Here is a 12,284-nt window from a genome sequence, read left to right on the forward strand (position 1 = left end):
TGCCGGAAATCAGCAGGGGGCGAACCTTGTCAGGCGATACGCGGCAGTTCGTTGAACTGGTGGAACGGCGGCGGGCTCGACAGCGTCCACTCGAGCGTCGTCGCGCCTTCGCCCCACGGGTTGTCGGCGGCCTTCTTGCCGGCAGCCAGCGACCACAGGATATTGACGAAGAAGATCAGCACGCCGACCGCCATGATGACATAGCCGTAGGACGAGATCAGGTGCCAATAGGCATAGGCATCGGGATAGTCCGGATAACGGCGCGGCATGCCCTGCTGGCCCAGGAAGTGCTGGGGGAAGAACAAGACGTTCACGCCGATGAAAAAGATCCAGAAGTGCAGCTGACCCAGGAACTCGTTGTACATCCGCCCCGACATCTTCGGGAACCAGTAATAGAAACCGGCGAACAGCGAGAACACGGCGCCCAGCGACAGCACATAGTGGAAGTGCGCGACAACATAATAGGTGTCGTGGAGGTTGGTGTCGACGCCGCCATTGGCGAGCACGACGCCGGTCACGCCGCCGACGGTGAACATGAAGATGAAGCCCAAGGACCAGACCATCGGGGTCTTGAAGCTCATCGAACCGCCCCACATGGTGGCGATCCAGCTGAAGATCTTGATGCCCGTGGGGACCGCAATGACCATCGTCGCCGCGGTGAAGTACATCTTGAGGTTCACCGACATGCCGACGGTGAACATGTGGTGCGCCCACACGATGAAGCCGACGACGCCGATCGCGACCATGGCATAGGCCATGCCGAGATAGCCGAACACCGGCTTCTTGCTGAAGGTCGAGATGATCTGGCTGACGATGCCGAAGCCCGGCAGGATCATGATGTACACTTCGGGGTGGCCGAAGAACCAGAAGAGATGCTGGTAGAGAACGGGGTCGCCGCCGCCAGCCGCATCATAGAAAGTGGTACCGAAGTTGCGGTCGGTCAGCAGCATGGTGATCGCCGCCGCCAGAACCGGCAGCGCGAGCAGCAGCAGGAAGGCAGTGACCAGCACCGACCACACGAACAGCGGCATCTTGTGGATTGTCATCCCCGGTGCGCGCATGTTGAAAATGGTGGTGATGAAGTTGATCGCGCCCAGAATCGACGCCGCACCCGCAAGGTGGAGCGAGAAGATCGCCATATCGACCGCCGGACCCGCCGACCCACTGGTCGACAGCGGCGCGTACACGGTCCAGCCGGTGCCGGCGCCAAGCCCGCTACCGCCCGGAACGAACATCGAGCCGACCAGCATGACGAACGCGACGAAGGTCAGCCAGAAGCTGACATTGTTCATGCGCGGGAACGCCATGTCCGGCGCGCCGATCATCAGCGGCACGAACCAGTTGCCGAAACCGCCGATCATCGCGGGCATGACCATGAAGAACACCATGATCAGGCCGTGCGCCGTGATCATCACGTTCCAGAAATGCTTGCCCTGCACTTCGCTTGCGGCGGGGTCAAAGAATTGCGCCCAGCCGGTCAGATACTGAATGCCCGGCTCGGCCAGTTCCCAGCGCATCATGCCCGAAATCACGCCGCCGACGATACCGGCGACGATCGCAAAGATCAGGTAGAGGGTGCCGATGTCCTTGTGGTTCGTCGACATGAACCAGCGGACGAAAAAGCCCGGCGTATCGTGATCATGGTCGTCATGCGCGTGATCGGCATGGCCATGGGCGGGTGCAGTTGCGGCAATATCGGTCATCTGTCGGACCCCTTATTAATTCTTGGCAGCCGGTGCAGCGGCAGGCGCCGCTGCCGGTGCAGCTTCGGTCGTGGTGGCGGCCGGCGTCGCGGCCGGCGCAGCAGCGGCAGGTGTCGGCGCAGCGACAGCGGGCGCTGCGGCGGCGACAACCGGACCGGCCGGATTGCCGCCCTTCGAGCGGACCCAGGCCTCCCACTTGTCGACCGGCAGAACCTCGACCGCGATCGGCATATAGCCATGATCAACGCCGCAAAGTTCCGAACATTGGCCGTAATAGACGCCAACCTTGTTCGCGGTGAACGTCGTTTCGTTGGCGCGGCCAGGAACCGCGTCCATCTTGGTCCAGAAGGCCGGGACAGCAAAGCTGTGGATCACGTCGGCGCCGGTGATGATCAGCTTCACCTGACGACCGACGGGAACGACCATGCGATTGTCGACGGCCAGCTGGTGCGGTTCGCCGGCGGCATCGGCCTGTTCCTTGGTCAGCATCTTCGACACATATTCGCCGATGCCCTGGTCGGGATAGGCATAGCCCCAATACCATTGGTATCCGGTGACCTTGATCGTCAGCGCTTCCTTCTTCGGCGGCTCATATTGCTGCGCGAGCAGGCGGATCGACGGCACCGCGATCACGGCGAGGATCAGCACCGGAATCGCGGTCCAGATGACTTCGATGAAGGTGTTGTGCGTCGTCTTCGACGGGACCGGGTTCGCCTTGGCGCGGTAGCGGAACACCACCCAGAGCAGCAGGCCGAGAACGAACAGCGTGATCACGGTGATCACCGGCAACAGGATGACATGATTGAACCAATAGGCCTGTTCGCCAACCGGGCTGACCTGCGGCTGGAAATCGATACCGGCATCGATCGGCTGACCAACCCCCGGGGTCGGCTTCATCGGCACATAGGTCGCGTCGCCAGCCGGGACCGCCGCCTCGGTTGCCGCGGGCGCAGCCGCCGGGGCGGCCGCGTCGGCCGAAACCGGCGCCGGATTCGCCACGGGTGCCGCAGCAGGGGCTGCGGCCGGAGCCGCCGCCGGTGCCTGCGCATGACCGGCGCCCACTGCGCCCAGCGACAAAGCCGCCGCAATTACAAGGGTTTTCAAGCTCTTCATAAGACTGGTGCCGCCCGTTGCCTGTTGTTCTTTATCACATTTCACCCCTCTTCGGCGGCGGTCGGACAAGCGTCGCGACAGCCGGAGGATGGGCTGAATCTCGCGGGCGCTATAGACCCGCTTGCCGCTTGCCTCAAGCATCTCTAACACTATTTTGCGGCTGGATAATCTTCGCCGCCAAAACCCGGTCGTCCGCACAGGACGACGCACTGGACAAAAGAACAATTCTCCCATGACTGATGACGAAATCCTGGCCGAATTCCGCGCTGCCGACGCCCTGCTCCAAGGGCATTTCCTGCTGTCGTCGGGCCGCCACAGCGAATATTACCTGCAATGCGCGCGCGTGCTGATGGATACGGAGCGTGCCGGACGCCTCGCGATCGCCCTCGCCGCCAAGCTGCCGCGCGAACTCAAACAGGCGATCGACATCGTCGTGTCGCCCGCGATGGGCGGTGTCATCATCGGCCATGAAATGGGCCGTGCGCTCGGCAAACCCGCGATTTTCGTCGAGCGCCCGACCGGCACCTTCGAACTGCGCCGCGGCTTCACCATCGAAGCCGGCGCCAAAGTGCTGATGGTCGAGGATGTCGTGACCACCGGCCTGTCGTCGCGTGAAGCCATGGCGTGCGTGACCGCCGCGGGTGGCGAAGTGGTCGCCGAGGCGGCGCTCGTCGATCGTTCGGCGGGCAGCAACATCGACCTTGGCGTCCCCTTCTATCCGCTCGTCGCGATCAACTTCCCGACCTATGCGGCGGACGAGCTCCCCGAACATCTCGCCGGTACGCCGGCGATCAAGCCCGGAAGCCGCGCGAATTGACGGGTCGCCTTCGCCTGGGGGTCAACATCGACCATGTTGCGACGATCCGCAACGCGCGCGGCGGCGAGCATCCCGACCCGGTGCGCGCCGCCGAAATCGTCGCATCGGTCGGCGGCGACGGCATCACCGCGCATCTGCGCGAGGACCGGCGCCACATCCGCGACGACGACCTCGCGCGCATCCAGGCGGCGACCGACCTGCCGCTCAATCTCGAAATGGCGGCGACGGACGAGATGGTCGCGATCGCGCTGCGCCACAAACCGCACGCCGCGTGTATCGTCCCCGAAAAGCGCGACGAGCGCACGACCGAGGGCGGGCTCGACGCCGCGGGGCAGCATAACCACCTCGCCCCGATCGTCTCGCGCCTCGCCGACGCAGGCATTCGCGTCAGCCTGTTCATCGAGCCCGATCCGCGCCAGATCGAGGCCGCGATGCGGCTGCGCGCGCCCGTCGTCGAGTTTCACACCGGACGCTATGCGCATTGCGAAGGCGAGGAACGCGCCGTCGAACTGCGCCGCATCGCCGATGCCGCCGCGCTCGCGTGGAAGAATGGCATCGAACCGCATGCGGGACACGGCCTGACCTATGAGAATGTCGTCCCCGTCGCCGCGATCCCGCAGCTCGCCGAGCTCAACATCGGCCATTATCTGATCGGCGAGGCGATCTTTACCGGCCTCGAGGATGCGGTGCGCCGGATGCGGGTGCTGATGGATGAGGCGCGCGGGTGAGGATGGGGATGGCTCTCATCCAATCCTCCCTGTGGCGCAGCCATGGGGAGGTGGCAGCGCGAAGCGCTGACGGAGGGGCAAATAGCGCTACGTCGCGGCCCCTCCACCCCGCCCTTCGGGCGCGGTCCCCGTCCCCATCGCTTCGCGACAGGGAGGATTTCAGTTGATCATCGGCCTCGGCTCCGACCTCTGCAATATCGAGCGCATCCAGAACTCGCTCGACCGCTTTGGTGAGCGTTTCGAAAATCGCGTCTTCACCGACGTCGAACGCGCCAAGGCCGCGCGGCGCCCCTTCACCCGCGCGGGCACCTATGCCAAGCGCTTCGCCGCCAAGGAGGCCTTCTCGAAGGCCGTCGGCACCGGCTTCAAGCGCGGGGTGTTCATGAAGGACATCGGCGTCGTCAACGCGCCCTCCGGCGCGCCGACGCTGGCGCTGACCGGCGGCGCCGCCGAACGGCTGGCGGCGATGATCCCGGCGGGACACAGCGCTCATATTCATCTCACCCTGACTGACGATCACCCCTGGGCGCAGGCATTCGTCATTATCGAAGCGATCAAGGACTGACGGCATTATGGCGAAGGGCAAAGCAAAGGACGACGGCAGCTGGGGCAAGCTTATCCGCGACATCGTGGTGATCCTGCTGCTCGTGCTGGGCATCCACAGCTGCGTCGCCAAACCCTTCTATATCCCGTCCGATTCGATGATGCCGGTGCTGCGCAACGGCGACCGGCTGATCGTGAGCAAATTTCCCTATGGCTGGTCCTACGCCTCGGTCAGCTTTCACCTCGCACCCAAGACGGCGGGCCGCTGGTTCGCCAAGCTGCCCGAGCGCGGCGACATCGTCGTGCTCGAACATCCGGTCACCCGGGTCGATTATATCAAGCGCGTGATCGGCCTTCCCGGCGACACCATCCAGCTGAGCAACGGCGAACTCAGCATCAACGGCAAGCCGGTGAAGCGCGAAGTCCAGCCGCTGCTATCGATCCCGGTCGACCCGAACCTGCCCAGCGGCGACAGCAGCCTCGACCGCTTCATCACCCGCGGCGCTGACGGGCGCGAAACACTCGAACTGCCGATTGTGCGGGAAACGCTGCCCGGCGGCGCGACCTTCGACACGATCGATATGGGCCCGGGGTACACCACCGACGATTATGGCCCGGTCAAGGTGCCCGCCGACCATCTGTTCCTGATGGGCGACAACCGCGACGGCAGCGCCGACAGCCGGGTCGACACGTCGCAAAAGGGGTTGGGCGGCCCCGTGCCGTTCGACGTGATCGCGGGGCGGGCAGAGATCATCAGCTTTTCGACCGACGGTACCGCGGTGTGGTACAATCCGCTGAGCTGGTTCAATGCGCTGCGCTCGGGCCGCGCGGGAACCGACCTGCGGCCCGAACGTAGCAGCACAGCAAAATAGGGAGCGCGGGCATGGTGGAGCGGGTCGAGCGAAAAGAACGCGCTCAGGCGCGCGCCAAGGCGACCGCCAACGCCCCCGGCCCCACCGAAATCCGCAGCCATCTGGTCCGCACCGAATTGCTCAAGGCCAGCGTGTGGCTCGGCCTCGCGCTGCTGATCGCGGCGTGCGTCGTGCTCATCCAACCGATCCTGCTGATCTTTGCGGCGATCGTCATGGCGTCGATGCTCGACGGCGGCACGCGCCTGCTCGGCCGCATATTGCCGATCGCGCGCGGCTGGCGGCTGGCGATCGTGTGCCTGTCGCTGCTGGCCTTTCTGGCGTGGACCGCGATGTTTGCCGGGTCGCAGATCGCGAGCCAGGCGGCGACGCTGCAACAGGTCATCATGGTCCAGGTCGAGCGGATCGCGGCCTGGGCCGCCGATCATGGCATGGGCAATTTCCAGATCGATACCAAGACGATTGCCGACAATATCGCGGGCACCGTGGGCCGCGTCACCGCCGCGGTCGGCACGGTGCTGGGCGCGCTGACCAGCCTGGTGATGATTGTCGTGCTGGGAATTTTCATCGCCATCGAACCGCGACTGTACGAACGCGGGGTCGCCTGGATGCTGCCGATGAAGCATCGCGAGAATTTCTATATCACCACCGCGCGCATGGGTTTCACCCTCCGCCGCCTGATGGCGGGCCGCCTGCTCGGCATGCTGGTCGAGGGTATCGGGACATGGCTTGCCTGCCTGGCGGTCGGTATCCCGATGGCGGCGTTGATGGGCCTGCTCACCGGCCTGCTCGCCTTCATTCCCAATATTGGCGCGATCGTGTCGGGGGTGCTGCTGGTCCTCGTCGGCTTTTCCGCAGGGACCGATGCCGGACTATGGGCGATCGTCATCTATCTGGTGGTGCAGACCGTCGATGGTTATCTGATCGTGCCGATGGTCGCGAAAAAGACCGTCGACCTTGCCCCCGCCCTTGTACTCGGCGCACAAATCCTGCTCGGTGCGCTGCTTGGCATCATGGGGCTGTTCCTGGCCGACCCGATCGTCGCGATGATCAAGGTCGCGCTGGAGCGCGAGGCGGAGAGGAATGCCGGGGCAGCGCCCAAGGATGCGAAGGCGGCGGCAGTCTGAAAACCGTCGCCCCTCTTTTCAGTTCGTCATCCCGGCGAAGGCCGGGATCTCACCCGATCGTTCTAACGCAACCGGCGAGATCCCGGCCTTCGCCGGGATGACGGGAATAACCGGGATAACGGAAATCAGGGTCAGGGCTGCGGCGCACCCGGCGGCGGACCGGCCGGGGCAGCGCCGCCCGGTGCACCCTGCATCATCTGTTGCTGCTGCATCATCTGCTGCTGTTGCTGCATCTGCTGCTGCATCGCGCGAACTTCGGCTTCGGAGCGGTAGTCGAGCAGGGTCACGGTAAAGTGCAGCGTGCTGTTCGCCGGGATCGGTCCGGTGGCGCGGTCGCCATAGCCGAGCCGCGGCGGGATGGTGATCTTGTATTCGCCGCCCTTTTTCATCCGGGTCAGCGCTTCGGAAAAGCCCGGAACGACGCCTGCAACCGGCATCGGCGCCTGCTCATTGGCGTCAAAAACGGTGCCGTCGTCCAACTTGCCCTCATATTTGACCAGCACGACATCGGCTTTGGTCGGGCTGTTGCCGGTTCCTTCCTTGACGACTTCGAACCCGATGCGCGGGGTCATGTGCCAGGCAAAGGCGGCGCCGAGCGCGAGCAGCGCCAAGAGGCCGAACCACATCAGCCACAGGCCGCTTTTGCTCACCGGGCGCAAGGGAACCGTCGTCACGCTCATGTCTGCTGATCCTTCCGCAGGCGCCCGCGGGCGCAAATCTTGGCGAGGCCTATAGGCGGTGCGGCGCGGGGCGGTCCAGAGGCATTATGCACGCACGCCTAACGAAAAAGGCGCAGCGGTTGCCCGCAGCGCCTGTTTCACGATCCGAATCCTGAAAAGGAAGGACGGGTCTTACTTGATCCCGTCGCGTTCCATCCGCTTGCGCTCCATCTTGCGGGCGCGGCGGACCGCGGCGGCGTGTTCGCGCGCGCGCTTTTCGCTGGGCTTTTCGTAATGACGGCGCAGCTTCATTTCGCGATACACACCCTCACGCTGCAGCTTCTTCTTGAGCGCGCGAAGAGCCTGGTCGACATTATTGTCGCGAACGATGATCTGCATGTGCCGTGTCGTCTCCGGTTCGTCCAACGATGAACGGCAACCGGATTTCCGGTCCGCCATAAATCGCCGATATAAGGGCAATAAAAGAAGCGCCGCGAACCCGCGACGTTCCGATGGCTGCGCCGATAAGAGGATTCGCGGCGAAATGCAAGCCCCTGCACGGCAAAATGCCCCTGCCCCGCTGAACGGCCGTCCGGCCCGCTTGCGGGATTGTGCCGCCCCCTTGCCTTATGGCATAGGTAGCAGGACGAAACTAACATGCAAAGGGACAGGCGATGGCAACCCAGCTGAAGCGCAACAGCAAATATAGCGAAGCGGAGTGGACGGCGCGGCAGGAACTGGCCGCCTGTTACCGGATTTTCGCGATGATGGGCTGGGACGAGATGATCTTCAACCACATCACGGTGAAGGTGCCGGATGAGGAAGGATCATTCCTGATCAATCCCTATGGCATGCATTTTGGCGAGGTGAATGCATCGAGCCTGGTCAAGATCGACATCGACGGCAACAAGGTGGACGAGGATAATCCCTGGCATGTGAACAAGGCGGGTTTTGTCCAGCACAGCCTGTTCCACCGCGTCTTGCCCGACGCCCACGCGATCATTCATACGCATACGACCGCCACCGTCGCGGTCTGCTCGCTTGAAGGCGGGCTGCAACCGATCAACTTTTACGCCTGCAATTTTCAGGGTCAGCTCGCCTATCATGACTTCGAAGGCGTCACCGTTCGCGAAGAAGAGGGCGAGAGGCTGGTCAAGAACCTGGGTGACAAGCGCATCCTGATGCTGAAAAATCATGGCCCCGTTGTGATGGGCAAGAGCTTGCCCGAAGCGTTTATCAAATACTGGTCCCTGCAACGCGCGTGCGAGCATCAGATGGCGACGCTCAGCATGGGAGCGCCTATCAAGGTCAGTCCCGAGGTGATCGCCGTTCACCAGCGCGACCTCTATATGGCGTCGCCCCCCGGCGGCGCGGGCCGCATGGAATTCGATGCAATGGTCCGCAAGGTCGATAAAATCGATTCAAGCTGGCGTGACTAAAAACGCGCCGACGCTACACCAGTCCGCATGACACGATTCTCGGTCAATGACCGTCCGGTCGAATATCGGATGGAGCCCGACACGCCCCTGCTGTGGGCGCTGCGCGACGCGTCGAACCTGACCGGCACCAAATATGGCTGCGGCACCGGTGAATGCGGCGCCTGCACCGTCGATATCGACGGCGAAGCGATTCGAAGCTGCATGGTCACGATTGCCGAATGCGAAGGCCGCTTCGTCACGACGATCGAAAACCTGTCGCGCGACCGCAGCCATCCGGTGCAGCAAGCATGGGTCGCCGAACAGGTGCCGCAATGCGGCTTCTGCCAGTCGGGGATGATCATGGCCGCGGCCGCGCTGCTGCGGACCAACAGCAACCCCAGCGATGCCGAGATCGACGCCGCGATCACCAACATATGCCGCTGCGGCACTTATCCGCGCATCCGCACCGCGATCCGCCGCGCCGGCCGCGTGCTGCGCGGCGAGGATCGGATTGCCGCGGCGCCGCCACCCGGCATCCGGCCCGAAGATGCCGCCCGCGCCGTCCCCGCGCTGCGCCTGCCCCCCGGCTCCTGAACCCGTTTCGTTCATGTAGCTGAACCGCAGGCAACAGCGCGGTTCAGCCGCCGATCATCTTGCCGCCGGTAACACATAATTCATCATCCCGGCTGGCCTCTCCAGCAATCGGGACATGAGTTGGAGAATGGCGAGATGAAAAAGATGTTCGGAGGGTTGCTGATCGCTGCGACGATCCTGACCCCCATTGCCCCGGCTGCCGCGCAGGCGTCAGGCGAGCGCATGCAATTGGCTCAGCGCGGCGACGGCGAGCGTGGCAACCGCGGCGACCGTGGACCGCGCGGGCCCGAAGTGCGCCGCGGTAACGGCGGCGGCGAAGCGCGCGTCCAGCGCCAGCAGAGCCAGCAGCCGCGCGCCGAGCGTGTGCAACGCAGCGAGATACGCCAGCAGCGCAGCGAGGCGCGTCAGCAACAGCGCGCCAATGATCCCCAGCGACAGGCGCAACGCCAGCAGTGGCAGCAGCAGCGTGCAGACGGACAGCGCGAGGTGCGCCAGGGCGGCGCCTATGACCGGAACAACGACGGGCGCCTTGACCGCCGTTGGGATCGCAATCGCAACGGTCAGGTCGATCAGCGTTACGATCGCAACGACAACAATCGTGTCGATCGCCGTTACGACCGCAATCGCGACGGCGACCTTGATCGCCGCTGGGATCGCAACAACAACAATCGCATCGACCAGCGCGACCGGCGTTACGACCGCAATCGCGACGGCCAGATCGACCGGCGCTACGATCGCAACAACAACGACCGCGTCGATCGTCGCTACGACAATCGCCGGAACAACTGGAACCGCTCGTGGCGCGACGATCGCCGCTACAACTGGCGCGACCATCGCCAGCGCTATCGCAGCCACTACCGCCTGCCGGCCTATTATTCGCCGTACCGCAACCACCGCTACACGCGGTTCAGCATCGGGTTCAGCCTGGGTTCGCTATTCTATGGCAGCCGCTACTGGATCAACGATCCCTGGTATTACCGCCTGCCGCCGGCATACGATGGCTATCGCTGGATCCGTTATTACAACGACGCGATCCTCGTCGATACGTACAACGGCCAGGTCGTCGACGTGATCTACGATTTCTTCTGGTAAGTCCTTTCGATTACCCGAAGACAAACTTGAGGGGCCGACCCACTCGGCCCCTCTTTTTATGCGTAGCGCGTCGCGTCCGCCCGATTGCGGACGTGTCTTCTCCCCTCCCTTTTAGGGAGGGGCTTGGGGGTGGGTAGCCGCCGAAGGCGGCATTCTGCCTCGGCTCGCTTCGCTCGTACCCACCCCTAACCCCTCCCTGGAAGGGAGGGGAATGGCTTAAAACCACCCCATATCCGCGCCCGTCGATCTACGGCTGGCCCGACCGGTTCACCCACCCTTTCCCCTTGCCGTCCACGGCCCGACGCGTCACGATGCCGGATCAGGACAGGGGAATCTTCATGCGAAAATACGGAATGCTTGCGGCGCTCACGCTGGCGCTGCTTGGCACCGCGGCGAACGCCAAGACCACGGTCATCTATGCCGGGCGCGTCATCACCGATGCCGACAAGCCTGCGCAAGGACCATCGACGATCGTCATCACCGATGACCGCATCACGTCGATCACCACAGGCCGGAGCGCCCCGCCCGCCGATGCGACCGTCGTCGATCTGGGCGACAAGACGCTGCTTCCCGGGCTCATCGACCTGCACGTCCACCTGACCGGCGACCCCGGCGAAGATTTCCGCAGCGCAGCGGTCGAGCCCAACGAATGGGGCGTCGTCGTCGGGGTGAAGAACGCCGGCATCACGCTGCGCGCCGGGTTCACCACGGTGCGCGAGGCGGGATCGGCGCAATACACCGCTTACTCGCTGCGCCGCGGCACCGCCGCGGGCTTCATCACCGGGCCGCGGATCATCGCCGCCGGTCCGGCGCTGTCGATCATCGGCGGGCATGGCGACATCACCGGCTTTCGCGAAGACGTTCATGATGTGCTCGATCAGGGCTATACCTGCACCGGCGCGCTCGAATGCGCCGAAAAGGTCCGCAAGGCATCACGCGCGGGCGCCGACATCATCAAGATTACCGCAACCGGCGGCGTGCTGTCGCAGCAGGGGCGCGGGCTGGAGGGGCATTTCACGAGCCCCGAGTTACAAAGCATTGCCGACACCGCCCACTCGCTGGGACTGAAAGTCATGGCGCACGCCCATGGCGCGCGCGGGATCGAGGCGGCGGCGGCGGCCGGGATCGACACGATCGATCATGGCACCTTTGCCGATGATGCGGCGCTGAAGGTGATGAAGGCGAAGGGCACTTATCTGGTCCCGACCCTGATGGCGTTCGAGGGAATCCGCGAGCGGCTCGGCAAGGGTGTTTATACCGCGACGGTCGAGGAAAAGGTCCGCATGACGCTGGGCAGCGTCGGCAAGGCCGTAACGCGCGCCAAGGCGATGGGCGTCCCCGTCGCCTTTGGCACCGACGCCGGGGTGTTCGAACATGGCCGCAACGGCGGCGAATTTGCGCTGCTGGTCAAGGCGGGTCTGACCCCGCGCGAGGCGCTCGCGAGCGCGACCACCGTCGCCGCCAAGGCGTTGTCGATGGAGGGCGAGATCGGCCGCATCGCACCCGGCCTGTCGGCGGACATGATCGCGGTCAGCGGTGACCCGCTTGCCGATGTCACGGCGCTGGAAAAGGTCGACTGGGTGATGGTGCGCGGGCGGGTTGCGGATTGATTTGCCATAGA

General features: G+C 64.2%; 13 protein-coding genes. 9 read left to right on the plus strand and 4 right to left on the minus strand.

Annotated features, from left to right (window positions below):
- Positions 1–29 precede the first annotated feature (29 nt).
- Together ctaD and coxB are read right to left on the minus strand one after the other, a co-directional pair.
- Complete coding sequence (gene ctaD, locus FFS18_RS00330) at positions 30–1,703, minus strand: cytochrome c oxidase subunit I (RefSeq protein WP_120216714.1); 1,674 nt, start codon at positions 1,701–1,703, stop codon at positions 30–32.
- Positions 1,704–1,718: 15 nt separating this feature from the next.
- Positions 1,719–2,816: a cytochrome c oxidase subunit II gene (coxB, locus tag FFS18_RS00335; RefSeq protein WP_137869283.1), complete on the minus strand. Its 1,098-nt coding sequence runs from the start codon at positions 2,814–2,816 to the stop codon at positions 1,719–1,721.
- 232 nt (positions 2,817–3,048) lie between these two features.
- Between coxB and pyrE the strand changes: the two genes are divergently transcribed.
- The 5 genes from pyrE (at position 3,049) to FFS18_RS00360 (ending at position 6,900) form a co-directional block, all read left to right on the plus strand.
- The gene (gene pyrE / locus FFS18_RS00340) at positions 3,049–3,633 is read left to right on the plus strand and encodes an orotate phosphoribosyltransferase (protein ID WP_137869284.1); all 585 of its coding nucleotides are present in this window, start codon (positions 3,049–3,051) and stop codon (positions 3,631–3,633) included.
- Complete coding sequence (locus FFS18_RS00345; protein ID WP_137869285.1) at positions 3,630–4,361, plus strand: pyridoxine 5'-phosphate synthase; 732 nt, start codon at positions 3,630–3,632, stop codon at positions 4,359–4,361. The genes pyrE and FFS18_RS00345 overlap by 4 nt, the downstream gene beginning before the upstream one ends.
- Before the next feature lie 163 nt (positions 4,362–4,524).
- Positions 4,525–4,926 (plus strand): holo-ACP synthase, encoded by a 402-nt coding sequence (gene acpS, locus FFS18_RS00350; protein ID WP_137754003.1) that lies wholly within the window; start codon positions 4,525–4,527, stop codon positions 4,924–4,926.
- A 7-nt stretch (positions 4,927–4,933) separates the two neighbouring features.
- Positions 4,934–5,776 carry a signal peptidase I gene (gene lepB / locus FFS18_RS00355; protein ID WP_137869286.1) on the plus strand — a complete coding sequence of 281 codons (843 nt, stop codon included), beginning with the start codon at positions 4,934–4,936 and terminating at the stop codon, positions 5,774–5,776.
- 11 nt (positions 5,777–5,787) lie between these two features.
- Positions 5,788–6,900 carry an AI-2E family transporter gene (locus FFS18_RS00360; RefSeq protein WP_137869287.1) on the plus strand — a complete coding sequence of 371 codons (1,113 nt, stop codon included), beginning with the start codon at positions 5,788–5,790 and terminating at the stop codon, positions 6,898–6,900.
- 131 nt (positions 6,901–7,031) lie between these two features.
- On the opposite strand, the gene FFS18_RS00365 is transcribed toward FFS18_RS00360, so the two are convergent.
- Together FFS18_RS00365 and rpsU are read right to left on the minus strand one after the other, a co-directional pair.
- Positions 7,032–7,580: an FKBP-type peptidyl-prolyl cis-trans isomerase gene (locus tag FFS18_RS00365; protein ID WP_137869288.1), complete on the minus strand. Its 549-nt coding sequence runs from the start codon at positions 7,578–7,580 to the stop codon at positions 7,032–7,034.
- Between the two features lie 171 nt (positions 7,581–7,751).
- Complete coding sequence (gene rpsU / locus FFS18_RS00370; RefSeq protein ID WP_037510267.1) at positions 7,752–7,958, minus strand: 30S ribosomal protein S21; 207 nt, start codon at positions 7,956–7,958, stop codon at positions 7,752–7,754.
- A gap of 275 nt (positions 7,959–8,233) precedes the next feature.
- Between rpsU and FFS18_RS00375 the strand changes: the two genes are divergently transcribed.
- The 4 genes from FFS18_RS00375 to FFS18_RS00390 all read left to right on the plus strand — a co-directional run bounded on the left by FFS18_RS00375 (position 8,234) and on the right by FFS18_RS00390 (position 12,273).
- Complete coding sequence (locus FFS18_RS00375; protein ID WP_137869289.1) at positions 8,234–8,998, plus strand: class II aldolase/adducin family protein; 765 nt, start codon at positions 8,234–8,236, stop codon at positions 8,996–8,998.
- 27 nt (positions 8,999–9,025) lie between these two features.
- Positions 9,026–9,571, plus strand: a complete 546-nt coding sequence (locus tag FFS18_RS00380; RefSeq protein WP_137869290.1) for a (2Fe-2S)-binding protein — start codon at positions 9,026–9,028, stop codon at positions 9,569–9,571.
- 135 nt (positions 9,572–9,706) lie between these two features.
- A complete protein-coding gene (locus FFS18_RS00385) occupies positions 9,707–10,663 on the plus strand; it encodes an RcnB family protein (RefSeq protein ID WP_137869291.1) in 957 nt (318 codons plus the stop codon).
- A gap of 338 nt (positions 10,664–11,001) precedes the next feature.
- Positions 11,002–12,273 carry a metal-dependent hydrolase family protein gene (locus FFS18_RS00390; RefSeq protein ID WP_137869292.1) on the plus strand — a complete coding sequence of 424 codons (1,272 nt, stop codon included), beginning with the start codon at positions 11,002–11,004 and terminating at the stop codon, positions 12,271–12,273.
- Positions 12,274–12,284 lie beyond the last annotated feature (11 nt).

The sequence above is a fragment of the Sphingopyxis sp. 2PD genome (assembly GCF_005503695.1).
Taxonomy (GTDB): domain Bacteria; phylum Pseudomonadota; class Alphaproteobacteria; order Sphingomonadales; family Sphingomonadaceae; genus Sphingopyxis.